Origin of the sequence: Pseudomonas fluorescens (assembly GCF_902497855.1) — a bacterium.
Taxonomy (GTDB): domain Bacteria; phylum Pseudomonadota; class Gammaproteobacteria; order Pseudomonadales; family Pseudomonadaceae; genus Aquipseudomonas; species Aquipseudomonas fluorescens_BI.
Genome location: NZ_CABVHU010000018.1, coordinates 114,805 through 140,956, shown reverse-complemented (window position 1 = coordinate 140,956; position 26,152 = coordinate 114,805). Strand labels below are relative to the sequence as shown.

Sequence of the window (26,152 nt, the reverse complement as noted above, 5' to 3'; positions counted from 1 at the left end):
AGTGAAACGATGCATCGCCGATGGTAGTGTGGGGTTTCCCCATGTGAGAGTAGGTCATCGTCAAGATTAAATTCCGAAACCCCTATCTGCGTATGCAGGTAGGGGTTTTGTTTTTGCCTGGAATAAAGCGAAATTCTGTAGGAGCGAGCTTGCTCGCGATGGTCGCCAACGATGACGCTGGCTTCCTGATGCCCCGCGGTGTCCTGAAGTTCTTCGCGAGCAAGCTCGCTCCTACAATGAAGCCAATCGCCTTCAATGCTAAAGTCCATTCCTCGATTTTGCTTTCCCCAAGGAAGCCTTTATGCCGGATGCGACGCCCCTCAGTGCTGGTTTCATGGTGGTTCACGGCAACCGCCTGGACGAGTTGCGCAGCCTTGTAGTCAGCTGGATGCGACGCTACCCGCTGGCTCCCCTGGAAAATGAAATCGCCCTGGTACAGAGCAACGGCATTGCCCAATGGCTGAAACTGGCACTGGCCGAAGACCCGGAAGATGACGACATGGGTGGCTGTGGCATCGCCGCCGCCATCGACGTGCAGTTACCGGGCAGTTTCATGTGGCAGCTTTATCGCATGGTCCTTGGCCGTGACGAAATCCCGGTCAAATCCCTGCTCGATAAAGCCCCGCTGACCTGGCGCCTGATGCGCCTGCTCCCGCAGTTGATCGACCAACCGCATTTCGAGCCCCTGCAACGCTTCCTGGCCAATGACACCGATTTGCGCAAGCGCTACCAGCTGGCCGAGCGACTGGCGGATCTGTTCGACCAATACCAGGTGTACCGGGCCGACTGGCTCGAAGACTGGGCCGAAGGCCGCCATCAATTACGCAACGGCAGAGGCGAAACCAAACCCCTGACCCCGGCTAACTGCTGGCAGGCAGAGTTATGGCGGTCACTGTTGCTGGATGTGGGGGAGCAAGGCATGGCGCAAAGCCGTGCCGGGGTCCACCAGCGGTTCATCGAACGCATCAACAACCTCGAAGTGGCACCCGGCGGATTGCCTTCCCGGGTGATCGTTTTCGGGATTTCCTCGCTGCCGGCTCAAGCCTTGGAAGCCCTGGCCGGACTGTCTCGTTTCAGTCAGGTTTTGCTGTGCGTGCATAACCCTTGTCGTCACCATTGGGCAGACATCGTCGCCGATAAAGACCTGTTGCGGCATCAATACAAGCGTCAGGCGCGCAAGCACGGCATGCCGGTGGTGCTCGATCCGCAAACCCTGCATCAGCATGCCCACCCGCTACTGGCGGCATGGGGCAAGCAGGGGCGGGACTATATCAATCTGCTCGACAGCTACGATGATCCCAACAGCTATCGTTCGGCATTTCGCGATGGGCGCATTGACCTGTTCAGCGACAGCCAACCGCAGAACATGCTCAACCAATTGCAGGACGACATTCTTGAATTACGTCCTCTGAACGAGACTCGCGAGCGCTGGCCTGCGATCGATCTGGCGAAGGACGAATCGATCCGTTTTCACATTGCCCACAGCGCTCAGCGCGAAGTGGAAATCCTCCACGATCAATTGCTCGCGCGCTTCAGTGCCAACCCGCAGTTGAGGCCGCGCGACGTGATCGTGATGGTTCCGGATATCGACAGCTACGCCCCGCATATTCGTGCGGTATTTGGTCAGCTTGACCGCCATGATCCGCGCTTCATTCCCTTCACGCTGGCAGACCAGGGCCAACGCGGCCGTGATCCGCTACTGATCGCAGTCGAACACTTGCTCAAACTGCCTGACAGTCGTTTCCCGGTGAGCGAAATTCTCGACTTGCTGGACGTTCCGGCACTGCGCGCACGCTTCGCGGTGGAGGAGCGTGACCTGCCAACCCTGCACCGCTGGATCGAAGGCGCGGGCATTCGCTGGGGCATGAACGCCGAGCAGCGTGCGGGTCTCGGTCTGCCAGCGGAACTGGAGCAGAACAGTTGGCGTTTCGGCCTGCGTCGGATGCTGCTCGGTTATGCCGTGGGCAGCGCCGGTGCCTGCGAGGGCATCGAGCCCTACGATGAGATCGGTGGTCTGGATGCCGCGCTCATCGGTCCGTTGGTCGCGCTGCTGGATGCGCTTGAGATCGCCCACCAGGAACTCTCTCGGCCTGCTCCCCCCAAGCAGTGGGGCATGCGATTGCAGGCGCTGGTGCAGTTGTTCTTCCTGGCGAGCAACGAGCATGACGACTACCTGCTGTCCCAGCTCGAAGCGCTGCGTGAAACCTGGCTCGAGACCTGCGAATCGGTTGGCTTGCGCGACGAGTTACCCCTGACCGTCGTCCGTGAAGCGTGGCTGGCCGGGCTGGATCAAGGGCGCTTATCCCAGCGGTTCCTGGCCGGTGCGGTCAACTTCTGCACCTTGATGCCCATGCGCGCGATTCCGTTCAAGCTGGTCTGCCTGTTGGGCATGAATGACGGCGATTACCCGCGGGCGCAACCGCCCCTGGACTTCGACCTGATGGGCAGTGATTACCGTCCCGGCGATCGCTCCCGGCGCGAAGATGACCGCTACCTGCTGCTGGAGGCGCTGCTGTCGGCGCGTGACCAACTGTATATCAGCTGGGTCGGCCGCAGCATTCGGGATAACAGCGAGCGGCCGGCATCGGTGCTGATTGGCCAGCTGCGCGACCATCTGGCCAGCGGCTGGCGATTGCACGCAGCGGACGAAGACCTGCTGGAAGCCATGACTCAGGAGCACCCGTTGCAACCCTTTAGCGCCCGTTATTTCCACGAAGGCGATGAGCTGTTCAGCTACGCCAACGAATGGCAGGTGCTGCATCAAGCGAGCGAGCCCGAGACCGAGATCGAAGTCCTCGACGCCTACCTTCAGGAAGAGCCACTGAGCCTCGGTCAATTGCAGGATTTCCTGCGCAATCCTGTCCGACATTTCTTTAGTCAGCGCCTGAAGGTGTTCTTCGAAGCGGCAGACGTACCCTTGGCCGATGAAGAGCCCTTTGTACTCGACGCGCTGCAACGCTACAGCCTCAGCGACAGGCTGCTCGACGCGGCGCTGGGACAACCGGAGCACACCGATCAGGCGCTGGAGGCGCAGGCCAGGCGCCTGCAGCACAGCGGGTTGCTGCCCATGGCCGGTTTTGGCGAATGCCTGCAGCGAGAATTGATCGAGCCATTGCCGGATCTGCTGCAGCGCTACCGGCAACTGCTGGCGTTATGGCCTACACCGCTCACCAGCGCGCTGCCGGTGAGTCTGGAGCTGCAAAGCCTGCGCCTGGAAGGTTGGCTCAGCGGCCTGCATCAGCGTGCCGACGGTGGTTTGCTGTCAGTCACGACGATCCCCAACAGCATCGGTTCGATCAAGTCGCGCAAATGGCATCGCCTGACGCGGCCATGGGTCAACCACCTGGTGGCCTGCGCCAGTGGCATGGCGCTGACCACAGCGTTGGTGGCCAGCGACGACAGTCTGCTGCTCGCTCCGATGGAGCAGGGTACCGCCTCGCGGATTCTGGGCAACCTGTTACTGGCCTGGCAGACCGGTATGCGCCAACCGCTGCCGATCGCGGTGAAAACAGCCTTCGCCTGGCTGGGCCAGGCCGATCCGGTCAAGGCCCAGGCCGCTGCGCGCAAGGCCTATGAAGGCGATGGCCTGACCACCGATGGCGAGCGCCGTGAAAGCCCGGCGCTGGCTCGTCAGTTCGCCGACTACGACGTGCTGATGGCCGACGAGACGTTCCCCGATTGGTGCGACGCCTTGTATCGGCCACTGCTTGAAGCGCCCTGGCGTTCACTGACCGCCGAGGACGCGCGCTCATGACCACGAAAACACCGCTGGCCCTGGCTTTCCCGCTGCGTGGCAGCCAACTGATCGAAGCCAGCGCCGGGACCGGCAAGACCTTCACCATTTCCGCCCTCTACCTGCGCCTGGTCCTGGGCCACGGTGGCGAACCGAGCGGGTTCGGACGAGAGCTGTTACCCCCGCAAATCCTCGTCGTGACCTTCACCGATGCGGCCACCAAAGAATTGCGCGAACGTATTCGCACGCGTCTGGCCGAGGCTGCGAGGTTCTTCCGCGAGGAAACCCCGGCACCGGACGCGCTGATTGCCGAGCTGCGCGATCAGTACCTGCCCGAGCAGTGGTCCGGCTGCGCAAACCGCCTGGATATCGCCGCCCAGTGGATGGACGAAGCCGCCGTTTCGACCATCCACAGTTGGTGCCAGCGCATGTTGCGCGAACACGCGTTCGACAGTGGCAGCCTGTTCACCCAGACCCTGGAAACCGATCACAGCGATTTGCTCGGTGAGGTCCTGCGCGATTACTGGCGAATGTTCTGCTACCCGATGCAAGGCGATGCGCTGAATTGGGTTCGCAGCAACTGGGGCGGCCCGGCGGCCATGTTGCCGCGAGTACGTGGGCTGTTTGCCAGCGAGCGCGACAATGTCGCGGGTAAAGCGCCCGCCGAGCTGATCGCGCAATGCCTGGTGGAACGACGGGCCGCCTTGCTCGAACTCAAGATGCCCTGGCGCCAGTGGGCGGATGAGCTGCTTGCTCTGTGTCACCAAGGTGTTGCGAGCAAGAGCGTCGACGGGCGCAAGATGCAGGCGCGTTACTTCGAACCCTGGTTCGAAAAAATAAAAGCCTGGGCCGAAGACGAATCCCTCGAACAACTGGATATCGGCACCGGCTTCACGCGCCTGACGCCCGATGGCATGGCTGAAGCCTGGAAGGGTGAGGCGCCCCGTCATCCCGGCCTGGAGGCGATGCCCGGCCTCAAGCTCAGCCTCGATGGATTGCCGACGCCCGATGCGGCGGTCCTGCAACATGCGGCCCAATGGGTGGGTGCGCGGTTCGAAGAAGAGAAACGCCGGCGCGCGGAGATGGGCTTCGATGACATGCTGCTGCGCCTCGATGCCGCCTTGCAAGCCGAGGGCGGCGAGCGCCTGGCCACCTTGATCCGCGAGCAGTTTCCGGTGGCGCTGATCGACGAATTCCAGGACACCGACCCGGTGCAATACCGGATCTTCGAAAGCATCTATCGCATTGAAGACAACAACCCCGAAAGCGGCCTGTTCCTGATCGGCGACCCGAAGCAGGCGATCTATGCCTTCCGTGGTGCCGACATCTATACCTACTTGCGCGCCCGCCAGGCCACCGCTGGCCGCCTGCATACCCTGGGCACCAACTTCCGCTCCAGCCATGGCATGGTCAGTGCGGTGAACCATGTGTTCGAGCGTGCCGAGTCGCGCGATGCCGGGCGGGGCGCGTTTCTGTTTCGTGAACAGAACGGCGAGAACCCGGTGCCGTTCCTGCCCGTCGCTTCCCAGGGCCGCAAAGAAGTGCTGCACATTGATGGCCGGGCGGTCCCCGCCCTGAATGTCTGGCACCTGTCTGCCGAACAGCCACTCTCCGGCGCGGTGTACCGGCAACAACTGGCCGCCGCGTGCGCCAGTGAAATCACGGCGTTGCTCAACGACGGGCAACAAGGGCACGCCGGCTTCATCCAGGACGGCAAAGATTTTCGCGGCCTGTTGCCGGCGGATATCGCGATCCTGGTGCGCGACGGCAAGGAAGCCCAGGCCGTGCGCGCCGAACTCTCGGCCCGGGGCGTGCGCAGCGTTTACCTGTCGGACAAGGATTCGGTGTTCGCCGCCCAGGAAGCCCACGATGTATTGACCTGGCTCAAGGCGTGCGCCGAGCCGGATGTCGAGCGTCCACTGCGGGCGGCGCTGGCGTGCATCACGCTGAACCTGTCGCTGGCTGAACTTGAGCGGTTGAATCAGGACGAACTGGCCTGGGAAGCCCGGGTCATGCAGTTCCGCGGTTATCGCGAGCTGTGGCGCAAGCAGGGCGTATTGCCCATGCTGCGGCGCTTGCTGCATGACTTCCGCTTGCCCCAGGCACTGATCGCGCGCAGCGATGGCGAGCGTGTGTTGACCAACCTGCTGCACCTGTCCGAGTTGCTGCAACAGGCCGCTGCCGAACTTGATGGCGAGCAGGCGCTGATCCGGCATCTGTCCGAGCACCTGGCGTTGTCCGGGCAGGCGGGCGAAGAGCAGATTTTGCGCCTTGAGAGCGATGAACAACTGGTCAAGGTCGTGACCATTCACAAGTCCAAGGGGCTTGAGTACCCCTTGGTATTCCTGCCGTTCATTTGCTCGGCGAAGCCGGTGGATGGCAGCCGTCTGCCGCTGCATTACCACGACGTCGGCGGCAAGGCCCAAGTGACCTTGAAACCGACGGCCGAGTTGATTGCCTTGGCCGACGACGAGCGCCTGGCCGAGGATCTGCGGTTGCTCTATGTGGCCCTGACCCGGGCGCAACATGCTTGTTGGCTCGGCGTGACCGACCTCAAACGCGGCAATAACCACAGCTCGGTGCTGCACCTGTCGGCCTTGGGTTATCTGCTGGGGGGCGGGGCGCCATTGGCTGAGTCGGCCGGGTTGAAGCGTTGGCTGCAAGACCTGCAGCAGGATTGCCCGGCATTGAGCTACGGTGACATGCCTGAAGCGAGCGCCGAGCATTACCATCCGCCACACAACGAAGCGGCACTGCTCGCTGCGCGGATCCCCCGGCGCAAGGCCAGTGAAAACTGGTGGATCGCTTCTTACAGTGCCTTGCGCATTGGCGAGAGACTGAGCGAGGGCAGTGACGAAGCTCCCGAAAGTCCTCAAGCGCAAAAACTCTTCGACGACGAACGCCTCGATCCGCATGCACCGCGAGACGTGGTGGCCGGCGGCGCGGACATCCATCGATTCCCCCGTGGCCCAGGCCCCGGTACGTTTCTGCATGGCTTGCTGGAGTGGGCCGGCGACGAAAGTTTTGCCGCCACGCCGCAAGCGGTGGAAGACGCCATTGCCCGGCGCTGTAACCGGCGCGGCTGGGAAGGCTGGATCACTGCCCTGAGTGACTGGCTGCAGCATCTGCTCAAATCGCCGCTGCCTGTCGGTGCCGGACAGTCGCCGGTGGTTCTCGGCCAACTGAGCCAATACCGCGTCGAGATGGAATTCTGGTTCGCCAGCCACAAGGTCGATGTGCTCAAGCTCGATGAGCTCGTGCGCCAATACACCCACAACGGCGTGGCGCGGGTGGCGGCGGAACCGGTGATGCTCAACGGCATGTTCAAGGGCTTCATCGACCTGACATTCGAGCACGACGGCCGTTACTACGTCGCCGACTACAAATCCAACTGGCTGGGTGTCGATGACACGGCCTACACCGGGCAGGCCATGGAGCAGTCGATCCTCGACAACCGTTACGACCTGCAATACGTGCTGTACCTGCTGGCCCTGCACCGTCAGCTCAAGGCGCGGCTTGCCGATTACGATTACGACCGGCATGTCGGCGGTGCGCTGTACCTGTTCCTGCGGGGAACGCGCGCACCCAGCCAGGGCGTGTACTTCGCCCGTCCGCCAAAAGAACTGATCGAGCGCCTGGACCGGATGTTCCAGGGCAAGCCAGAGCCCAAGGCAGAACCGGCCTGGGTACAGGGAGAATTGCTATGAGTCGCACTTTCGCCGATTTGCTGCCCACGCCATTGGCCGCCGACAGCCTGGCGGACCTGGCCCCCTTGAGTCGCGCCGATGACCTGTTGCTGTTGCTCACGCGCTGGGTCGAACGCGGCTGGTTGCGGGCGCTGGACAAGGCCTTCGTGGCCTTTCTGCATGAGCTCGCGCCCGATGATGATCCGCTGGTGCTGCTGGCCGCGGCATTGACCAGTCACCAGCTCGGCCACGGCCATGTCTGCCTGGATCTGTTCGAGACCCTCAAAGAGCCGGACTTCGCCCTGTCGTTGCCGCCCGAAGGGGATCTGCACAGTGACGCGATGGTGTTGCCGTCGCAATTGCTCCAGGCGCTGGACGGCGCTCACTGGTGCAAAGTGCTGGCCGCCAGCAATCTGGTCGCGTTGGCAGTCGACTGTCGTGAAGCTGCGCAGCAGCGGCCATTGGTGCTATCGGGCAAGCGCCTGTACTTGCGTCGCTACTGGGCTTACGAACGGCGTATCGATCACTCGCTGCGCCAACGCCTGGCGGAACACGAATCCACCCCGGACGACTTGTTCCAGCGCCTGACCGGCCTGTTCGGTCCCGCCCGGCCCGGCGAAGTGATCGACTGGCAGAAACTCGCCTGCGCCCTGGCCACCCGCAGCGCCTTCAGCATTGTCACCGGTGGCCCGGGCACCGGTAAAACCACGACCGTCGTGCGCTTGCTGGCCCTGCTGCAGGCGCCGGCGGTGGAGGCAGGCAAACCCTTGCGCATCCGTCTCGCCGCCCCCACCGGCAAAGCCGCGGCGCGGCTGACCGAGTCCATCAGTGCCCAGGTTCGCACCCTGGAAGTCGCCGAAGCGATACGGGACAAAATTCCCTCGGACGTCACCACCGTGCACCGCCTGCTCGGCAGCCGTCCCGGTACCCGCCATTTCCGGCATCACGCGGGCAATCGCCTGCCGCTGGATGTGCTGGTGGTGGACGAAGCCTCGATGATCGACCTGGAAATGATGGCCAACCTGCTCGATGCGATGCCGCCCCATGCCCGACTGGTGCTGCTGGGGGACAAGGACCAGCTGGCGTCGGTGGAGGCCGGTGCCGTGCTCGGCGATCTGTGCCGCGATGCCGAGGCCGGTTGGTACAGCCCGCAGACCCGGCAGTGGCTGGAGTCGGTCAGCGGCGAACGTCTGGACGCCAGCGGTTTGCATGAGGACATCGATGGAACACATCCACTCGCCCAGCAAGTGGTGATGCTGCGCCACTCACGGCGGTTCGGCGAGGGCAGCGGCATTGGACAACTGGCGCGCTGGGTCAACCAGCAGCACCCTGAACAAGCGCGCAAGCTATTGGCGGCGCGCAGTCACGACGACGTGTTTAGCCTGTCGCTCAAGGGCGAGCAGGACCGGGCGCTGGAACGCCTGCTGCTCGAGGGGCATGGCGACGGGCCGCAAGGTTATCGGCATTACCTGACCTTGCTGCGCAGCCAGCGGCCAGCGCTCGACCGACCCCTGCATGATCAATCCTGGGTCGACTGGGCACGTGGCGTGTTGCAAGCCTTCGACGCGTTCCAATTGTTGTGCGCCGTACGCAAGGGACCCTGGGGTGTGGAGGGCTTGAATCAACGGGTAACCGCCGCGCTGCTCAAGGCGCGGCTGATTGACAGTGACCACCAATGGTACGAAGGCCGCCCGGTGCTCATGACCCGTAATGACTATGGCCTGGGGTTGATGAACGGCGATATCGGCATCGCGCTCAAGTTGCCGGAACGTGACGGCCCCGACGCCGGGAAGCGGGTACTGCGCGTGGCGTTCCCGCGCAATGACGGGGAGGGCGGCGTGCGCTTTGTTTTGCCGAGCCGGCTCAATGATGTCGAAACGGTGTACGCCATGACCGTGCACAAATCCCAGGGTTCGGAATTCGCCCATACGGCATTGATTCTGCCGGACGCGCTCAACCCGGTCCTCACCAAGGAGCTGATCTATACCGGCATCACCCGGGCCAAGCACTGGTTCACCTTGATCGAACCCCGTGCCGGGGTGTTCGAAGAGGCGGTGCGGCGCAAGGTCAAGCGCTTGAGCGGGTTGATGCTGGAGCTGGAACAGGCGCCCTTGGCGGGTAATTGAAAGGGAGCGGGGACACGGTGCGAACGCCGACTAATCGGCGAACAACATGTCCCGGCTCTCTCCCATCAACAGGCCCTGATTCTGCTCAGTCACCGAGCGGATGTAATCCCACAACAGGGTAATCCGCTTGAGCTTGCGCAGGTCCTCGCGGCAGTACATCCAGAATTGTCGGGTGATCGTGATCTCTTGCGGCAATACCGCCAGCAAGCGCGGATCCTGGGCGGCCAGGAAGCACGGCAGGATCGCCAGTGACCGTCCTTGCTGGGCCGCGACGAATTGCGCGATCACGCTGGTGCTGCGCAAGTTGGCGCTGGCGCCCGGCAGCACGTTGGCCAGGTACAGCAGCTCCGAGCTGAACGCCAGATCGTCGACATAACTGATGAACGAATGTTTACCCAGGTCTGCCGGGCGGCGGATCGGCGGGTGCTTGTCCAGATAGTCCTGGGTTGCGTACAGCTGCAATCGGTAGTCGCAGAGTTTGCAGCAGACGTACGGACCGTGCTCCGGTCGCTCCAGGGCGATCACGATGTCGGCTTCGCGCTTGGACAGGCTGATGAAGTGCGGCAGCGGCAGGATGTCGACCGAAATCGCCGGGTAGGCGTCGACGAAATGGCTCAGCTGCGGGGTGATGAAAAAGCTGCCGAAACCTTCGGTGCAGCCCATGCGCACATGACCGGATAACGCCACTCCCGACCCGGAGACCTGCTCGCAGGCCATGTGCAGGGTGCTTTCGATCGACTCGGCATACCCGAGCAGCCGCTGACCTTCGGCGGTCAGGACGAAGCCGCTGGTCCGGGATTTTTCGAACAGCAGTGTGCCCAGCGCCGCTTCCAGCGAACTGATGCGCCGCGACACGGTGGTGTAGTCCACCGCCAGGCGCTTGGCCGCGGTGCTGGCCTTGCGGGTGCGGGCGACTTCGAGGAAAAACTTGAGGTCATCCCAGTTCAGCGAACCTAAGGACGTGATGTTTTTTTGCATGATGGACCGGCTTTTATGTGCGTTCTTATTAGAAGTTTGCACATCTATACTCCAAAAACAGTCCGACAACCAATTCGCGACACACGTCTTATCGCAAGGCGGCTTTTTCGCCTTGGCTCCCCCGATACTTCTCTAGATAACAACAATGTCCAGGAGACCAGCATGAACGCATCGCTCACGCCAAACGACACCACCGTTCAAAAGGTCAAGCTGTTGATCGACGGCGAGTGGGTCGAGTCCCAGACCACCGAATGGCACGACATCATCAACCCGGCCACCCAGCAAGTGCTGGCCAAGGTTCCGTTCGCCACCGCGCAGGAAGTGGACGCCGCGATCAGCGCCGCCCACCGCGCCTTCCAGACCTGGAAGCTGACGCCGATCGGCGCGCGGATGCGCATCATGCTCAAGCTCCAGGCTTTGATTCGCGAGCACTCCAAGCGCATCGCCGTGGTGCTCAGCAACGAACAGGGCAAAACCATTGCCGACGCTGAAGGCGATATCTTCCGCGGCCTGGAAGTGGTCGAGCACGCCTGCTCGATCGGCAGCCTGCAAATGGGCGAATTCGCCGAGAACGTGGCGGGCGGCGTCGATACTTACACCCTGCGTCAGCCGATCGGCGTGTGTGCCGGCATCACCCCGTTCAACTTCCCGGCGATGATTCCGCTGTGGATGTTCCCGATGGCCATCGCCTGCGGCAACACCTTCGTACTCAAGCCGTCCGAACAGGACCCGATGTCGACCATGCTCCTGGTGGAGCTGGCGATCGAAGCCGGCGTGCCGGCGGGCGTGCTTAACGTCGTGCATGGCGGTAAAGACGTGGTGGATGCGCTTTGCACGCACAAGGACATCAAGGCTGTTTCCTTCGTCGGTTCTACCGCGGTCGGCACTCACGTCTACGACCTGGCTGGCAAACACGGTAAACGCGTGCAATCGATGATGGGCGCAAAAAACCATGCCGTGGTGCTGCCGGATGCCAATCGCGTCCAGGCGCTCAATGCGCTGGTGGGTGCCGGTTTCGGTGCCGCCGGTCAACGTTGCATGGCCACGTCCGTGGTGGTGTTGGTTGGCGCGGCCAGGCAATGGCTGCCAGACCTGAAGGCACTGGCGCAGAAACTCAAAGTAAATGCCGGCAGCGAGCCGGGCACCGATGTGGGCCCGGTGATCTCCAAAAAAGCCAAGGCGCGGATTCTCGACCTGATCGAAAGCGGCATCAAGGAAGGCGCCAAGCTTGAGCTGGATGGTCGCGACGTGACCGTTCCAGGTTTCGAGAAGGGCAACTTTGTCGGCCCGACCCTGTTCTCCGGGGTAACCCCCGAGATGCAGATCTACACCCAGGAAATCTTCGGTCCGGTACTGGTGGTGCTGGAAGTCGATACCCTCGACGAGGCCATCGCACTGGTCAACGCCAACCCGTTCGGCAACGGCACGGGCCTGTTCACCCAGAGCGGTGCGGCGGCGCGTAAATTCCAGACCGAAATCGACGTCGGCCAGGTCGGTATCAACATCCCGATTCCGGTGCCGGTGCCGTTCTTCAGCTTCACCGGTTCCCGTGGTTCCAAACTCGGCGACCTCGGTCCGTATGGCAAGCAAGTGGTGCAGTTCTACACTCAGACCAAGACTGTCACCAGTCGCTGGTTCGATGACGACAGCGTCAACGACGGTGTGAACACCACCATCAACTTGCGTTAAGGAGCCGGACATGAAAATCGCTTTTATCGGTCTCGGCAACATGGGGGCGCCGATGGCGCGCAACCTGATCAAGGCCGGCCATTCACTGCGGTTGGTCGACCTGAACACAACCGTGCTGGCGGAGCTGGAGCAACTGGGCGGCAGCATCAGCGCTTCGGCCCGTGAAGCGGCTCAAGACGCCGAACTGGTGATCACCATGTTGCCTGCCGCGGTGCATGTGCGCAGCGTCTGGCTGGGTGAAAACGGCGTGCTGGCGGGTATCGCCAAGGGCGTGCCGGCCGTGGATTGCAGCACCATCGATCCGCAGACTGTCCGTGACGTGGCAGCGGCCGCCGCCAAACAAGGCGTGGCCATGGCTGATGCGCCGGTCTCCGGCGGTACCGGCGGTGCAGCGGCCGGCACCCTGACCTTCATGGTTGGCGCCAGCCCTGAACTGTTCGCCACCCTGCAACCGGTGCTGGCGCAGATGGGCCGTAATATCGTCCATTGCGGCGAAGTCGGCACCGGGCAAATCGCCAAGATCTGCAACAACCTGCTGCTGGGGATTTCCATGGTCGGCGTCAGCGAAGCCATGGCCCTGGGCGAGGCCCTGGGGATCGACAGCACCGTGCTGGCGGGCGTCATCAACAGTTCCACCGGACGTTGCTGGAGTTCGGAGATGTACAACCCGTGGCCGGGCATCGTCGAAACGGCGCCGGCCTCGCGCGGCTATACCGGCGGTTTCGGTGCCGAACTGATGCTCAAGGATCTGGGGCTGGCCACGGAAGCGGCCCGTCAGGCCCACCAACCGGTGGTGCTCGGCGCGGTGGCGCAGCAGTTGTATCAGGCGATGAGTCAGCGTGGGGAAGGTGGCAAGGATTTCTCGGCGATCATCAACAGCTATCGCAAACCACAGTAGGAGCGAGCTTGCTCGCGATGGTCGTCAACGATAATGTGCAGAATCTGACACCCCGCGTCGCTCTCGAGTTTTTCGCGAGCAAGCTTCGCTCCTACAGGTCGCATCGACATTTACCGGGAGATCACGTCGGGTGATCTCCCGGTTTTTTACATCAGGCAAACACGAAATACTTGCGCACGGTCTCAACCACTTCCCACGTGCCTTTCATGCCCGGCTCGATGACAAAAATATCACCGGCGCGCAGATGGATCGGCTCCTTTCCCTCTGGAGTGATGATGCAGTACCCCTCGCGGAAATCGCAGTATTCCCACTTCACGTATTCCACATACCACTTGCCCGGCGTGCAGATCCAGGTGCCCATGATCTTGCTGCCGTCTTCGCTGGTGTAAGCGTTGAGGTTGACGGTGTGCGGGTCGCCTTCGAGTTTTTCCCATTTGCAGGCGTCGAGTACCGGCAGCGGGTGAGTGTCGCGAAGAACGGTAATAGGTGCGGTCATGTGAACTCCGGGCCTTGAGCTATAAGAAGTAGCGTTCGAGAACTGAAGACGCACCCTATAGCGTCGGTTCGCCGGTCAGTTGTCTGGGGTCGACATCGAACTGTCCAGAAACGCGCCATGCCCTCAAAGACTGTCCAGCGGACAATCGATCCGGGCCTGCAGAAGACTGCCTGGCCTGGCGCAAGTCCGCTTCCAGTGGTTGAACCTGTTGATCGCCTTCACGCAGCGTCGGCCTCTCAGGGGAGAGTCAAGGCATGCAGCAAGGCCCTGGCGTAACCGGGCAACACCGCGAAGTCCCGGGCGCAGAGCAGGAGCTTGCGCTGGGCCCAGGGTTCTTGCAGGGCCAGGCTCTTGAAGGATGTTTCGCCGCCCCAGCGCTCGACCGCCGCGAGAGGCACGATCGCCAGCCCCGCTCCCCGAGTGACCATACGCATCACGCCATCGAAGCCGTCGGTGCGAATGCGGATCTGCAGGCGTACGCCTATGTGCAGCGCCTGTTCTTCCAGGTAAACCGCCAAGGCGCTGTTGGCGTTCAGGCCGACATAAGCGTGGTGCAGGGTGTCGCTGAAGCTCACTGATCCGGCGTCGGCCAACGGATGATCCCGCGGCATGATGAGCACCAGCGGATCGTCGCGAAACGGGCGGGTCTGCAGGTCTGCGGTGTCCACGGCGTCGGACACGATACCGAGGTCTGCCGCGCCTTGGCGCAAGGCGTGGGTGATGCGGGTGCTGGGCAGTTCTTGCAGGTCGATGTCGAGGTTTGGATGCTCGCACAGGAAGTCCGCGAGCAACTCGGGCAGGTACTCGGTGATCGCCGTGGTGTTGCACAGCAGACGCACCTGGCCCTTGACGCCTTTGGCATAGTCGGCCAGGTCCTGCTGCAGGCGCTCGGCTTGTTGCAGCAAGACGCGAGCGTGTTGCGCCAGGGCCTTGCCGGCGGGTGTGGGGGTGACACCGCGGCGACCGCGTTCCAGGAAATCGATGCCGAGTGAGGATTCCATGGCGCGGACTCGTGCGCTGGCTGCGGCGAGGGACAGATGACTGCGGGCAGCGCCGGCGGTGATGTTGCCGGTGTCGAGGATGTTGAGGTAGAGGCGCAGGTCGGTGAGGTCGAAGTGCATGGGTACAGCCTCTGAATATTTGTTGTCTGGGCGGGCGCCTTCGCTGGCAAGCCAGCTCCCACAGGGATCTTCAGTGGACGCTCGATTTGCGGTAAACGGTGATCCCTGTAGGAGCTGGCTTGCCAGCGAAGGCGTCAGCAGCCCCAGCAAAACCTTAAGCCTCTGTCAAATCAAGAGGCACCCTCAGTATATGACAGATTTCCAGACGCCCAATCCAGGCTCAGGATCAGCCCATGAGTACACTCGCAACCTTCTACCAAAACCTCGGCCTGACCCTTTCGTTAATGGTCATCGCCACCTTCCTGCTGGCCGGCATGATCAAGGGGGTCATCGGCCTCGGCCTGCCCACCATCGCCATGGGTCTGCTCGGTCTGGCTATGGCGCCGTCGCAGGCTGCCGCATTGTTGATCATCCCCGCGACCCTCACCAACGTCTGGCAGTTGGCCTTCGGCGGGCATTTACCGGGGCTGGTCAAACGGTTGTGGCCAATGCTGCTGGCGATCTTCATCGGCACCGCTGCCGGCACGGTGTGGATCGGTATGGCGGGTGGTCACTGGGTGGTGCGGGGACTGGGGGCGGCGTTGTTGCTGTACGCGTTGAGCGGTTTGTTCCTGCCGCCCTTGCGCGCCAGCGGTAGCAGCGAGCGCTGGCTCGGTCCGCTTTGCGGCCTGGTGACGGGCGTTATCACCTCGGCCACCGGGGTTTTCGTGATTCCGGCGGTCCCGTATCTGCAAGCGCTGGGTCTGAGCAAGGATGAACTGGTGCAGGCGCTGGGCCTGTCATTCACCGTCTCGACCCTGGCCCTGGCCGCCGGCCTGGCATGGCGCGGCGCCCTCGGCGGCGGCGAGTTGAGTGCGTCGTTGCTGGCGCTGATCCCGGCGATGCTCGGGATGTGGCTGGGGCAATGGCTGCGCCAGCGGATCAGCGCCGTGCTGTTCAAGCGCGTGTTCTTCATCGGCCTCGGCGTGCTCGGCGGCCACTTGCTGATCAGCGGGTAGCGGACGACGGGCTGAGCATGTCGATGGCGCGGATATCGAAATCCCGTTCCAGGTAATCCATGCGTTGGTCGAGAAACTGCTTCATGTGCGGCAGGTTCGAGTGCACATCCAGGTGGGTCTGGGACTGCCAGATCTCGTAGAAGATAAACAGCGTCGGGTCCTGTTTGTCGCGCAGCATGTGGTATTCGATGCAGCCGGGCTCGGCGCGACTTGCTTGCACGAAACCGCTGAAGAGCGCTTCGAAGGCGGCGGATTTTTCCGGGCGGGTCTTGGCGTGCAGGATGAAGCCTTGAATTTCACTCATCAGAAATGTCCTCAGGTTAAGAATCGGCGCTAGTTTATGGCAACAATCTCCTGTCGATTCGTGCGTATAGATCAAATGATTTTTGCGAATTCAGTGCTTATTCCGCGCGAGGCAGATCGATACGCTGCCGCCATCGAATTCCAACCTTGCGAGACCTCCCATGAAAAAAGTGCTATTGCTCAATGGCGGCAAAAAATTTGCCCACTCCGATGGCCGCTACAACGCCACCCTGCATGAGGCCGCACTGAGTGTGCTGGATCGCGGCGGCGTGGATGTGAAAGCCACGTTCATCGACGAGGGCTACGACGTCGCCGAAGAAGTCGCCAAATTCCTCTGGGCCGACGTGATCATTTACCAGATGCCCGGCTGGTGGATGGGCGCACCCTGGACCGTCAAGAAGTACATCGATGAAGTCTTCACCGAAGGCCACGGCAGCCTCTACGCCAGCGACGGCCGCACCCGTTCCGACGCCTCGCAAAAGTACGGCAGCGGCGGTCTGTTACAGGGTAAGCAGTACATGCTGTCGCTGACCTGGAACGCGCCGCAGCAAGCCTTCGACGACCCCACCGACTTCTTCGAAGCCAAGGGCGTGGACGCGGTGTACTTCCCGTTCCACAAGGCCAACGAATTCCTTGGCATGAGCGGCTTGCCGACGTTCCTGAGTGTTGACGTGATGAAACGCCCCAATATCGAAGCCGACGTGGCGCGTTACGAGCAGCATTTGACCGAGGTGTTTGGCCTCAAGGCCTGAGGTTCCTTTTGCCCCGCATCCAGCTACTATCAAGCCAGTTTTGAATGAGGGGCATCCGTGAAAGCCAGATCCGATGAATTGCAGATTTTCGTCTGCGTGATTGAATGCGGGTCGATTTCCGCTGCGGCCGAGCAGGTCGGGCAAACGCCTTCGGCGGTCAGTCGTACGCTGTCGCGGCTGGAAGCCAAGCTCGATACCACCCTGATCAACCGCACCACGCGGCGCATGGACCTGACCGAGGAGGGCAAATACTTCTTCGAGCACGCCAAGCTGATTCTCGATCAGATGGATGAACTCGAAGAGCGCCTGACCTCACGCCAGCAAACCCCGTCCGGGCGCCTGCGGATCAACGCTGCCTCGCCGTTCATGCTGCATGCCATCGTGCCGTACATCGATGAGTTCCGCAGGCTCTATCCGGACATCCAGCTCGAACTCAACAGCAACGATTTGATCATCGACCTGCTCGAGCAAAGCACCGACATCGCCATCCGCATCGGCACGCTGGCCGACTCAACCTTGCACGCCCGCTCACTGGGCTGCAGCCCGCTGCACATCGTCGCCAGCCCGGCGTACCTGGAAAAACACGGCGTACCGGTTGAGGTGGCGGATTTGTCCGGGCACACGCTGCTGGGCTTTACCCAGAACGAAGGTTTGAATCAATGGCCGCTACGGTATGTGCACGGTGATCGCTGGCCGATCCAGGCGTCGATCAGCGCCTCAAGCGGCGAAACGATCCGGCACCTGGCACTGGCAGGCCAGGGCATCGCCAGCCTGTCGCATTTCATGACGATCGACGACATCCGTGCCGGGCGTCTGCAGGTGCTGCTGGCGGAGTTCAACAGTGGCTATCGTCAGCCAATCAATGCGGTGTACTACCGTAACTCGCAACTGGCCCTGCGCATCCAGTGCTTCCTGGACTTCATCCAGGGCAAATTGGCGGATTACGCGATAGCGGACTTCAAGGGCTGATTCGTGATCCCTGCGCAAGAGTGAATTGGGCAGCACCGCCTGTTTCCCCAGGCATCGCTGCTCGATACTGGCTGCATCACTTACTGACGCAGGGAGTTTCTCCATGAACGTATTCATTACCGGCGCCGCCGGCTTTATCGGCGGCTCCATTGCCACCGGCCTGGTCCGGGCAGGGCACAAGGTCACCGGCCTGGTGCGCAGCGCCGAACAAGCCAATGAACTGAGCGCACTGGGCATCACCCCGGTGATCGGCACGCTGGACGACAGCGCACTGCTGGGTGAACAGGCCAGGGCTGCCGATGCCGTCATCAATGCCGCCAGCAGCGACCATCTCGGCGCTGTGGAAGCTTTGCTCGATGCGCTGCGCGGTTCCAACAAAGTGTTCCTGCATACCAGCGGGTCGAGCATCGTCGGCGATGCGTCGGGCGGCAAATCCAGCGACGTCGTCTACTACGAAGACAGCCTGCCGGAGCCGACGGCCGACAAGGCTGCTCGTGTGGCCATCGATAACCTGATCCTCGCCGCCGCCAAAGACGGCGTGAACTCAGCCGTCATCTGCAACACCCTGATCTACGGCCACAGCCTGGGCGTCAATCGCGACAGCGTGCAGTTGCCGCGCTTGCTCAAACAGGCACGCAAAAGCGGTGTGGTCCGGCATGTCGGCACGGGGCAGAACATCTGGTCCAACGTGCACATCGAAGACGTGGTGTCCCTGTACCTGCTGGCGTTGACCAAAAACGTGCCGGGCACCTTCTACTTCGTCGAAAGCGGTGAGGCGTCGTTCATCGAGATGACCACTGCGATTGCCCAGGCGCTGAAGCTGGGAGCGCCACAGGACTGGCCACTGAAAGAGGCCGAAGCCGAGTGGGGTTATGAAATGGCCAACTATGGCCTGGGTTCCAACAGCCGGGTTCGCGGCAAGCATGCGCGTGAACTGCTGGGCTGGGCGCCGAAGCGGGCTTCGGTGGTTGAGTGGATTCGGGACGAGATGGTGTGAGTTCGCTTTAGACCGCGTCGCTGCCTTCGCGAGCAGGCTCGCTCCCACAGTTTGATCTGCATAGGACACAGATTTTGCGTCCGACATAGATCCCCTGTGGGAGCGAGCCTGCTCGCGAAGGCGTATTCAGCAACCCGACAACTGGCCGGACTGCCCCCAATTCCGTAACATCCGCCCCCTCTTTGCTGGCCATTCCCTGCGGCCAAAATTTTTGGGTAAGTCATGAAACCAAAACCTCTGCGCGCCGATGTCCTGGCCGGGCTCACCACCTCTTTCGCCTTACTCCCCGAGTGCATCGCCTTCGCCCTGGTTGCTCACCTCAATCCGTTGATGGGGCTTTATGGCGCGTTCATCATTTGCACCCTGACCGCGCTCTTCGGCGGACGGCCGGGCATGGTGTCCGGCGCCGCCGGATCGATGGCGGTGGTGATTGTCGCGTTGGTAGTGCAGCACGGTGTGCAGTACCTGTTGGCCACTGTGCTGCTGGGTGGGCTGATCATGCTGGCGTTCGGATTGCTGAAGCTGGGCAAACTGGTGCGCATGGTGCCGCATCCGGTGATGCTCGGCTTCGTCAACGGCTTGGCGATCATCATCGCCCTGGCCCAGCTGGAGCACTTCAAGAGAGGCGATACCTGGCTGAGCGGGCAGCCGTTGTACCTGATGACGGGGCTGGTGGCGCTGACGATGGCCATCGTCTACCTGCTGCCGCGACTGACCCGTGCGGTGCCGCCGGCGCTGGTGGCGATCCTGGGCGTTGGCCTCGCGGTGTATCTGCTCGGCCTGCCGACCCGCACCCTGGGCGACATGGCCCACATTGCCGGCGGCTTGCCGACCTTTGCGCTGCCGGACATCCCCTGGAATCTGCAAACCCTGCACATCATCGCGCCTTACGCGATCTTGATGGCGCTGGTCGGCCTGCTGGAAACCCTGCTGACCCTGAACCTCACCGACGAGATCACCGAAAGCCGCGGCTACCCGGATCGCGAATGCGTGGCGCTGGGCGCCGCCAACATCGTCTCCGGTGTGTTCGGCGGCATGGGCGGCTGCGCGATGATCGGCCAGACGGTGATCAACCTCAGCTCCGGCGGTCGTGGCCGACTGTCCGGGGTGGTGGCCGGTGTGCTGATTTTGTTGTTCATCCTGTTTCTGTCGCCGCTGATCGAGCGCATCCCACTGGCGGCACTGGTGGGGGTGATGTTCGTCGTGTCGCAGCAGACGTTTGCCTGGGCTTCGTTGCGGGTGGTGAACAAAGTCCCGCTGAACGACGTGTTGGTGATCATCGCCGTCACGGTGATTACGGTGTTCACCGATCTGGCCACCGCCGTGCTCTGCGGGATCATCATCGCCGCGCTCAATTTCGCCTGGCAACAGGCTCGCGAGCTCTACGCCGACGCTCATATCGAAGCCGACGGCAGCAAGCTGTATCACTTGCATGGCACGCTGTTCTTCGCCTCGACCGCACCTTTCCTCAATCAGTTCGACCCTGCCAACGACCCTGCGCACGTGACTCTGGACTGTCGTCACCTGAGGTTCGTCGACTACTCGGCGATCGCAGCGCTGAAGACCCTGCGTGAGCGCTACGCCAAGGCTGGCAAACATTTGCACGTGTTTCACTTGTCGGAGCGCTGCAAGCAAATGCTCAAGCGGGCAGGGGGCGAACTCGCTTGATCCGCACGACTACAGGGCGTCTGAGGCGTTGCACAATCGGGCCGGTTCCACCGCCACTGGCGATGGGTTGCCGGTGGTGTCCAGACGTTGCAGCGACATCAGGCACTGGCCGCTTTCGAGCATGATCAACTCATAGTCCTTGCCGGCCTGCGGGGTGAAACGCAAGCTTTGCTGGCAGCTGTAGGAATACCCGTTGGACACGCTTCCCTGGCTCTGGAAGTTCACCGTGAACGGCTGATTGGCCGGGACCTTGAGTTCCGTGCGCACCAGGTCCGCGGCTTGCACTTGGGTGTGACTGACTGGCATCCCCAGGTTTTGTCCGTTGCGACTGGCGAACCCCGGCTGCGCCACTGCCATGACCCCGGCACCGGGACTGTTCCAGTCGATGCAGCCCCGCGCCGGCACTCCGCGCGCCATGCCATTGGTGATCACTCGCATGCGCGCGGTGTCGCCGGACGTCGGCTCCGTATAAGGCGTGGAATAGGAGCGCACGTTGGCCAGGTTACCGCAGCCGCTCAACGTCAACCCAATAGCCGCAACCAGTAGTGTTCTCATGGAAAGATCCTTTGCTCCAGACGAAAAGCCGATCGCTTCAGCGGCACTGATAAGGACTCTCGCCGCTCAGTTCCTTGCCTGTCGCGTTGTCACGAATGATCACGGTCGCACCGGGTGACGCCTGGCACAGGGCATTGCGCACGGTGTAGATGCCGCGACCCTGAGTGGTTATTGTGCCCATCTTCAGTGGCGCTCCCGAAGCATCCTGGCCACTGACCTGATACTCACCCGACATCGTCACACAGGCGCTTAACGTCAGCAGCAAACCTGCACTGATAGAAAATTTCATGGATGGTTTTCCTTGTTTTGTTCGATCACCGCAGGCATCAGGCACAGCGGAGTTTCGTCTTCTCAGTGGTCGGGCGCGCAAGCCGCGCCCTACGCGACGGCTCGGCGTACCGCCCGGTGACTTGCCTGGGAGCACTTAATTCGGGGGCGGTTCATACCAATGAAGAAGAAAGTTACTACATGCAACGCAGGTAGTGCTGATTCCCTCGTTCTGCGGGGTGTGCGGTCGGTCCACGTCTGCGACCAATGAATGAAAGTTCGACTGTCGAATTTTCATAATCTGCGACCACCCATACCTCTGCGCGACAATCCTTATCCCTCCACGAAAATTACTTTCATCTCGTTTGAAAATCACTACTCGAAATGATTTATGAGTTTCACAACCCATTCGACGTGACCCTTTCGAGGAGTACCGCATGACACCGTCCTTCGGCTATTGGCTGCTGGTGTATGCCGCCATCGCCATCATCGCGCTGATCGTTCTGATCGCCCGTTACCGCCTCAATCCGTTCATCGTCATCACCCTGGTGTCCATCGGCCTGGCCTTGCTGGCCGGGATGCCGCCGTCCGGTGTGGTGGGCGCTTACGAGGCCGGGGTGGGCAAAACCCTGGGGCACATCGCATTGGTGGTCGCGCTGGGGACGATGCTCGGCAAGATGATGGCCGAGTCCGGTGGTGCCGAGCAGATGGCCCGTACGCTGATCGACCGGTTCGGTGAGAAGAACGCCCACTGGGCGATGGTCTGTATCGCGTTTCTGGTCGGGCTGCCGCTGTTCTTCGAGGTCGGTTTTGTATTGCTGGTGCCGATCGCCTTTACCGTGGCGCGGCGCGTCGGCGTTTCGATTCTGATGGTCGGCTTGCCGATGGTCGCCGGGCTTTCGGTGGTCCACGCCCTGGTGCCGCCACACCCGGCGGCGATGCTGGCGGTGCAGGCCTATCAGGCGTCTGTGGGGCAGACCTTGCTTTACGCGATTATGATCGGCATTCCCACCGCGATCATCGCCGGCCCCCTGTACGCCAAGTTCATCGTGCCGCGCATTCAGCTGGCGGAAGAAAATCCGCTGGAGCGTCAGTTCCTCGAACGTGAACCCCGCGATAGCCTGCCGGGTTTCGGCATCACCATGGCAACCATTCTGCTGCCGGTGGTGCTGATGCTGATCGGCGGTTGGGCCAATCTGATTTCCACGCCAGGCAGTGGTTTCAATCAGTTCCTGCTGTTCATCGGCAACTCGGTGATTGCCCTGCTGCTGGCGACCGTGCTGAGCTTCTGGACCCTCGGCCTGGCCCAGGGTTTCAGCCGCGAATCGATCCTCAAGTTCACCAACGAATGCCTGGCGCCGACCGCCAGCATCACCTTGCTGGTAGGCGCGGGCGGTGGTTTGAACCGGATTCTGGTGGATGCCGGGGTGACCGATCAGATCGTCAGCCTGGCCCAGGTCTTCCACCTGTCGCCGCTGTTGATGGGCTGGTTGTTCGCCGCCTTGATGCGCATCGCCACCGGTTCCGCCACCGTGGCCATGACCACCGCATCGGGCATCGTCGCGCCGGTGGCCATCGGTCTGGGTTACCCGCATCCGGAGCTGTTGGTGCTGGCGACGGGTGCGGGGTCGGTTATCTTTTCCCACGTCAACGACGGCGGCTTCTGGTTGATCAAGGAATACTTCAACATGACTGTCGCCCAGACCTTCAAGACCTGGACCGTGCTCGAGACCATTATCTCGGTGGTCGCCTTCGGTCTGACCGTCGGTCTTTCTTATCTGCTTTAGCCGGAGCCGCCTGCCATGGACATCCTCTACCAGATCCGCGCCCGTCAGGACTCCTTCAGCGCCGGCGAAGGACGCATCGCCAGGCTGATGCTCGACGACGTAGGATTTGCCGCATCCGCCAGCCTCGATGAACTGGCGCAGCGGGCGGAAGTCAGCACCGCTACGCTGTCGCGTTTCGCCCGCACCGTGGGTTGTCGCGACTTGCGTGACCTGCGCCTGCAACTGGCCCAGGCCAGCGGCGTCGGCAGCCGTTTCCTCGATCCGGCGGGTACGCCCGACCAGTCGGCGTTCTATGGGCAGATCGTTGGCGATATCGAATCGACCCTGCGCCAGCATCTGTCGGCATTCGACGAGTCGCGCTTCGCCGACGCGGTTAAGTTGCTGGGCAAGGCGCGGATGATTCATGCATTCGGCATGGGCGGTTGCTCGACCTTGTGCAGCGATGAACTGCAGGTACGGCTGGTGCGATTCGGCTACCCGATCGCGGTGTGCCACGACCCGGTGATGATGCGTGTCACCGCCGCCAGCCTCAATGCCGACCGCGCCGTCATAGCCTGCTCGCTGACGGGCATCACCCCCGAACTGCTCGAGGCCGTCGAACTGGCGCGCAGCTACGGCGCACGCATTCTCGCCATCACCCGGGCCGACTCGCCGCTGGCGCAACTGAGCGACGTGCTGCTGCCGCTGCAAGGCGTCGAAACTTCGTTCATCTACAAACCCACGGCGGCGCGCTACGGCATGTTGCTGGCCATCGACGTGCTCGCCACCGAGCTGGCGCTGGCCAACCCTGAAGACAATCAAGAGCGTCTGCGGCGGATCAAACTCGCCCTGGACGACTACCGCGGTGGCGACGATCACTTGCCGCTGGGAGACTGACATGAAGTACGACACGCTGATTCGCAACGCCCTGATCATCGATGGCAGCAACGCTCCCGGTTATCCCGCCGACGTAGCGATCCTGAACGGCCGTATCGAGCGCATCGGCGACCTCGATGCCAGCGCCACCGAAGAAGTCGACGCCGCCGGCCGCGTCTTGGCGCCAGGTTTCATCGATGTGCACACCCACGACGACACGGTGGTAATCCGCCAGCCGCAGATGTTGCCCAAGCTAAGCCAGGGTGTGACCACGGTGATTGTCGGCAACTGCGGGATCAGCGCTTCGCCGGTGAGTTTGCGTGGCAATCCGCCGGATCCGATGAACCTGCTGGGGACGGCCGCGGCGTTTGTTTATCCGACGTTCAGCGCCTACCGCGCCGCCGTCGAAGCGGCGAATACCACGCTCAACGTCGCCGCGCTGGTCGGCCACACTGCATTGCGCAGCAATCACCTCGACGACCTGTTTCGCAGCGCCTCGCCTGAGGAAATCGGCGCGATGCGCGAACAGCTGCGTGAAAGCCTGGAGGCGGGCGCATTGGGCTTGTCCACAGGTCTCGCGTATGCGAGCGCGTTCTCGGCGTCCACAGACGAAGTGATGCAACTGACCGAAGAGCTGACCGCTTTCGGTGCGGTGTATACCACCCATTTGCGCAGCGAATTCGAACCGGTACTGGAAGCCATGGATGAAGCGTTCCAGATCGGCCGCCATGCGCAAACCCCAGTGATCATTTCCCACCTCAAATGTGCCGGCGCCGGTAACTGGGGGCGCAGTCCGCAATTGCTGGCGTCCCTGGAACAAGCGGCGAAAACCCATCCGGTGGCCTGCGACTGTTATCCCTATGCGGCCAGTTCATCGACCCTGGACCTCAAGCAAGTCACTGACGCCCATCGCATCACCGTCACCTGGTCCACGCCGCACCCGGAACTGGGTGGCCGCGACCTGATGGACATCGCCGCCGAGTGGGGCGTGCCGTTGCTCGATGCCGCCCGCCGCCTGCAACCGGCCGGCGCGGTGTACTACGGGATGGACGAGGCGGATGTACGAAGAATCCTCACGCATCCGCTGTCGATGGTGGGCTCCGACGGACTGCCGGAAGACCCGTTCCCGCATCCACGCTTGTGGGGCGCGTTCCCACGAGTTTTGGGGCATTTCAGTCGCGATGTGGGGCTGTTTCCACTGCACACCGCGGTGCACAAAATGTCCGGACTGTCGGCGGCGCGATTCGGCTTGAAGCAACGGGGCGAAATCCGCGAAGGACACTGGGCGGACCTGGTGTTGTTCGATCCTGTGACCATTCGCGACGTGGCCGACTTCAATGATCCACAACGGGCAGCGGAAGGGATCGATGGGGTTTGGGTCAATGGGGTGTTGAGTTACAGCGAGGGGCAGGCGAACGGCAGAAGGGCAGGACGGTTTCTGGCGCGGGAGGGGGATTTGCACACAGGCTTTCTTTGATCGTCGCGACACCAAGGATCGTTGCCTTGCAGCGTCTAAAGGGAAAACACATTTCAAGCTTCACCGAGCATTCTGTGTTAGCATGAAATCAATGATTGCATTGATTTCATGAGGTGGCGACATGGCCAGTATCACCATTCGTAATCTGGACGACACAATTAAAGAACAGCTGCGCATTACCGCCGCTCACAATGGTCACTCCATGGAAGAGGAGGTCCGCCTGATTCTTGGGAGAGCGCTGGCGACCGTTGACCGAGCTGGAGGGCTTGGTAGCCGGATCCGCAACAGATTCAGCGATGTCGGTGGCGTGGACCTCGATTTGCCCATACGTTCGGAGAAAGCGACAGCAGTGGATTTCTCTGAATGATAGTGCTCGATACCAATGTTCTTTCCGAGTTTATGCGGGCCGAGCCTGAGGCTCGAGTAGTGGCCTGGATTGATCGGCAGCCAGCGATGGATCTGGCGATCAGCGCAGTGACAGTGGCAGAAATACTTCATGGAATTGCCCGATTACCTTACGGAAAGCGCAAGCAAAAACTTGAAGCTCATGCGATGGAGATGTTTGAAGAGGATTTCGCCGGAAGGATATTGCCTTTTGATGTCCACGCCGCCGTCGAGTACGCAACGCTGGTAGCGGGTTGTGAAGCACAGGGGCGAGCGGCGTCCATGGCTGATGCGCAAATTGCTGCGATATGCCGGACTCACGGTGCACCGATCGCCACCCGCAATGTTCGGGACTTCGAGTTTCCCGGGATCGAGGTGATCAATCCGTGGGAAACCTGACACAGGAAGATGAT

Annotated in this window: 22 protein-coding genes; 15 read left to right on the top strand and 7 right to left on the bottom strand. The window is 61.9% G+C overall.

Features of this window, described 5'->3' with window-relative positions; genetic code table 11:
* On the bottom strand, positions 1-269 hold a 269-nt coding region (locus F8N96_RS35540; RefSeq protein WP_224794136.1), incomplete at its 3' end, for a hypothetical protein.
* Between the two features lie 32 nt (positions 270-301).
* Between F8N96_RS35540 and recC the strand changes: the two genes are divergently transcribed.
* The 3 genes from recC to recD are packed head-to-tail and all read left to right on the top strand — an operon-like array spanning position 302 to position 9,545.
* Positions 302-3,754 carry an exodeoxyribonuclease V subunit gamma gene (recC, locus tag F8N96_RS28680; RefSeq protein ID WP_150800655.1) on the top strand — a complete coding sequence of 1,151 codons (3,453 nt, stop codon included), beginning with the start codon at positions 302-304 and terminating at the stop codon, positions 3,752-3,754.
* Positions 3,751-7,440, top strand: a complete 3,690-nt coding sequence (gene recB, locus F8N96_RS28675) for an exodeoxyribonuclease V subunit beta (RefSeq protein ID WP_150800654.1) — start codon at positions 3,751-3,753, stop codon at positions 7,438-7,440. Before recC ends, recB begins: the two co-directional genes overlap by 4 nt.
* Positions 7,437-9,545 carry an exodeoxyribonuclease V subunit alpha gene (gene recD / locus F8N96_RS28670; protein ID WP_150800653.1) on the top strand — a complete coding sequence of 703 codons (2,109 nt, stop codon included), beginning with the start codon at positions 7,437-7,439 and terminating at the stop codon, positions 9,543-9,545. Before recB ends, recD begins: the two co-directional genes overlap by 4 nt.
* Positions 9,546-9,575: 30 nt before the next feature.
* On the opposite strand, the gene F8N96_RS28665 is transcribed toward recD, so the two are convergent.
* Entirely contained in the window at positions 9,576-10,523 is a 948-nt protein-coding gene (locus tag F8N96_RS28665; RefSeq protein ID WP_150800652.1) for a LysR family transcriptional regulator, read from the bottom strand.
* A 162-nt stretch (positions 10,524-10,685) separates the two neighbouring features.
* On the opposite strand from F8N96_RS28665, the gene F8N96_RS28660 reads away from it, so the two are divergent.
* The gene (locus tag F8N96_RS28660) at positions 10,686-12,212 is read left to right on the top strand and encodes a CoA-acylating methylmalonate-semialdehyde dehydrogenase (protein ID WP_150800651.1); all 1,527 of its coding nucleotides are present in this window, start codon (positions 10,686-10,688) and stop codon (positions 12,210-12,212) included.
* 10 nt (positions 12,213-12,222) lie between these two features.
* Positions 12,223-13,110: a 3-hydroxyisobutyrate dehydrogenase gene (gene mmsB, locus F8N96_RS28655; protein ID WP_150800650.1), complete on the top strand. Its 888-nt coding sequence runs from the start codon at positions 12,223-12,225 to the stop codon at positions 13,108-13,110.
* A 151-nt stretch (positions 13,111-13,261) separates the two neighbouring features.
* Here the strand turns inward: mmsB and F8N96_RS28650 are convergent, their stop codons facing one another.
* Entirely contained in the window at positions 13,262-13,606 is a 345-nt protein-coding gene (locus F8N96_RS28650; protein WP_007946320.1) for a cupin domain-containing protein, read from the bottom strand.
* A gap of 236 nt (positions 13,607-13,842) precedes the next feature.
* Complete coding sequence (locus F8N96_RS28645) at positions 13,843-14,727, bottom strand: LysR substrate-binding domain-containing protein (protein ID WP_150800649.1); 885 nt, start codon at positions 14,725-14,727, stop codon at positions 13,843-13,845.
* 233 nt (positions 14,728-14,960) lie between these two features.
* Between F8N96_RS28645 and F8N96_RS28640 the strand changes: the two genes are divergently transcribed.
* On the top strand, positions 14,961-15,725 hold the full coding sequence (locus F8N96_RS28640) for a sulfite exporter TauE/SafE family protein (RefSeq protein WP_150800648.1): 765 nt from the start codon (positions 14,961-14,963) through the stop codon (positions 15,723-15,725).
* Here the strand turns inward: F8N96_RS28640 and F8N96_RS28635 are convergent.
* Positions 15,715-16,029 carry a putative quinol monooxygenase gene (locus F8N96_RS28635; RefSeq protein WP_150800647.1) on the bottom strand — a complete coding sequence of 105 codons (315 nt, stop codon included), beginning with the start codon at positions 16,027-16,029 and terminating at the stop codon, positions 15,715-15,717. The two genes, F8N96_RS28640 and F8N96_RS28635, sit on opposite strands and share 11 nt — an antisense overlap.
* 160 nt (positions 16,030-16,189) lie before the next feature.
* Between F8N96_RS28635 and F8N96_RS28630 the strand changes: the two genes are divergently transcribed.
* The 4 genes from F8N96_RS28630 (at position 16,190) to F8N96_RS28615 (ending at position 20,414) form a co-directional block, all read left to right on the top strand.
* Positions 16,190-16,780 (top strand): NAD(P)H-dependent oxidoreductase, encoded by a 591-nt coding sequence (locus F8N96_RS28630; protein ID WP_150800646.1) that lies wholly within the window; start codon positions 16,190-16,192, stop codon positions 16,778-16,780.
* 57 nt (positions 16,781-16,837) lie between these two features.
* Complete coding sequence (locus F8N96_RS28625) at positions 16,838-17,749, top strand: LysR family transcriptional regulator (RefSeq protein WP_150800645.1); 912 nt, start codon at positions 16,838-16,840, stop codon at positions 17,747-17,749.
* 103 nt (positions 17,750-17,852) lie between these two features.
* Entirely contained in the window at positions 17,853-18,746 is an 894-nt protein-coding gene (locus F8N96_RS28620) for an NAD-dependent epimerase/dehydratase family protein (RefSeq protein ID WP_150800644.1), read from the top strand.
* A gap of 222 nt (positions 18,747-18,968) precedes the next feature.
* A complete protein-coding gene (locus tag F8N96_RS28615; RefSeq protein ID WP_150800643.1) occupies positions 18,969-20,414 on the top strand; it encodes a SulP family inorganic anion transporter in 1,446 nt (481 codons plus the stop codon).
* 9 nt (positions 20,415-20,423) lie between these two features.
* On the opposite strand, the gene F8N96_RS28610 is transcribed toward F8N96_RS28615, so the two are convergent.
* Positions 20,424-20,969, bottom strand: a complete 546-nt coding sequence (locus F8N96_RS28610; RefSeq protein WP_150800642.1) for a hypothetical protein — start codon at positions 20,967-20,969, stop codon at positions 20,424-20,426.
* A 37-nt stretch (positions 20,970-21,006) separates the two neighbouring features.
* Complete coding sequence (locus tag F8N96_RS28605) at positions 21,007-21,258, bottom strand: hypothetical protein (protein WP_150800641.1); 252 nt, start codon at positions 21,256-21,258, stop codon at positions 21,007-21,009.
* Positions 21,259-21,673: 415 nt separating this feature from the next.
* Between F8N96_RS28605 and F8N96_RS28600 the strand changes: the two genes are divergently transcribed.
* The 5 genes from F8N96_RS28600 to F8N96_RS28580 all read left to right on the top strand — a co-directional run bounded on the left by F8N96_RS28600 (position 21,674) and on the right by F8N96_RS28580 (position 26,138).
* The gene (locus F8N96_RS28600) at positions 21,674-23,023 is read left to right on the top strand and encodes a gluconate:H+ symporter (protein WP_150800640.1); all 1,350 of its coding nucleotides are present in this window, start codon (positions 21,674-21,676) and stop codon (positions 23,021-23,023) included.
* Positions 23,024-23,038: 15 nt separating this feature from the next.
* A complete protein-coding gene (locus tag F8N96_RS28595; protein ID WP_150800639.1) occupies positions 23,039-23,899 on the top strand; it encodes a MurR/RpiR family transcriptional regulator in 861 nt (286 codons plus the stop codon).
* A gap of 1 nt (position 23,900) precedes the next feature.
* Positions 23,901-25,355: an N-acyl-D-amino-acid deacylase family protein gene (locus tag F8N96_RS28590; RefSeq protein ID WP_150800638.1), complete on the top strand. Its 1,455-nt coding sequence runs from the start codon at positions 23,901-23,903 to the stop codon at positions 25,353-25,355.
* 121 nt (positions 25,356-25,476) lie between these two features.
* Positions 25,477-25,722, top strand: coding sequence for a FitA-like ribbon-helix-helix domain-containing protein (locus tag F8N96_RS28585; protein ID WP_150800637.1), 246 nt, complete (start codon positions 25,477-25,479; stop codon positions 25,720-25,722).
* Positions 25,719-26,138, top strand: a complete 420-nt coding sequence (locus tag F8N96_RS28580; RefSeq protein WP_150766480.1) for a type II toxin-antitoxin system VapC family toxin — start codon at positions 25,719-25,721, stop codon at positions 26,136-26,138. The genes F8N96_RS28585 and F8N96_RS28580 overlap by 4 nt, the downstream gene beginning before the upstream one ends.
* The last annotated feature ends 14 nt before the right edge of the window (positions 26,139-26,152 follow it).

Coding starts and splice junctions, on each gene's coding strand:
- F8N96_RS28595 (WP_150800639.1), top strand. CDS start 23,039: ATGGACATCCTCTACCAGATCCGCGCCCGTCAGGACTCCTTCAGCGCC.
- F8N96_RS28660 (WP_150800651.1), top strand. CDS start 10,686: ATGAACGCATCGCTCACGCCAAACGACACCACCGTTCAAAAGGTCAAG.
- F8N96_RS28580 (WP_150766480.1), top strand. CDS start 25,719: ATGATAGTGCTCGATACCAATGTTCTTTCCGAGTTTATGCGGGCCGAG.
- recC (WP_150800655.1), top strand. CDS start 302: ATGCCGGATGCGACGCCCCTCAGTGCTGGTTTCATGGTGGTTCACGGC.
- F8N96_RS28645 (WP_150800649.1), bottom strand. CDS start 14,727: ATGCACTTCGACCTCACCGACCTGCGCCTCTACCTCAACATCCTCGAC.
- recD (WP_150800653.1), top strand. CDS start 7,437: ATGAGTCGCACTTTCGCCGATTTGCTGCCCACGCCATTGGCCGCCGAC.
- recB (WP_150800654.1), top strand. CDS start 3,751: ATGACCACGAAAACACCGCTGGCCCTGGCTTTCCCGCTGCGTGGCAGC.
- F8N96_RS28585 (WP_150800637.1), top strand. CDS start 25,477: ATGGCCAGTATCACCATTCGTAATCTGGACGACACAATTAAAGAACAG.
- F8N96_RS28620 (WP_150800644.1), top strand. CDS start 17,853: ATGAACGTATTCATTACCGGCGCCGCCGGCTTTATCGGCGGCTCCATT.
- F8N96_RS28640 (WP_150800648.1), top strand. CDS start 14,961: ATGAGTACACTCGCAACCTTCTACCAAAACCTCGGCCTGACCCTTTCG.
- F8N96_RS28590 (WP_150800638.1), top strand. CDS start 23,901: ATGAAGTACGACACGCTGATTCGCAACGCCCTGATCATCGATGGCAGC.
- F8N96_RS28650 (WP_007946320.1), bottom strand. CDS start 13,606: ATGACCGCACCTATTACCGTTCTTCGCGACACTCACCCGCTGCCGGTA.
- mmsB (WP_150800650.1), top strand. CDS start 12,223: ATGAAAATCGCTTTTATCGGTCTCGGCAACATGGGGGCGCCGATGGCG.
- F8N96_RS28600 (WP_150800640.1), top strand. CDS start 21,674: ATGACACCGTCCTTCGGCTATTGGCTGCTGGTGTATGCCGCCATCGCC.
- F8N96_RS28615 (WP_150800643.1), top strand. CDS start 18,969: ATGAAACCAAAACCTCTGCGCGCCGATGTCCTGGCCGGGCTCACCACC.
- F8N96_RS28635 (WP_150800647.1), bottom strand. CDS start 16,029: ATGAGTGAAATTCAAGGCTTCATCCTGCACGCCAAGACCCGCCCGGAA.
- F8N96_RS28605 (WP_150800641.1), bottom strand. CDS start 21,258: ATGAAATTTTCTATCAGTGCAGGTTTGCTGCTGACGTTAAGCGCCTGT.
- F8N96_RS28665 (WP_150800652.1), bottom strand. CDS start 10,523: ATGCAAAAAAACATCACGTCCTTAGGTTCGCTGAACTGGGATGACCTC.
- F8N96_RS28630 (WP_150800646.1), top strand. CDS start 16,190: ATGAAAAAAGTGCTATTGCTCAATGGCGGCAAAAAATTTGCCCACTCC.
- F8N96_RS28610 (WP_150800642.1), bottom strand. CDS start 20,969: ATGAGAACACTACTGGTTGCGGCTATTGGGTTGACGTTGAGCGGCTGC.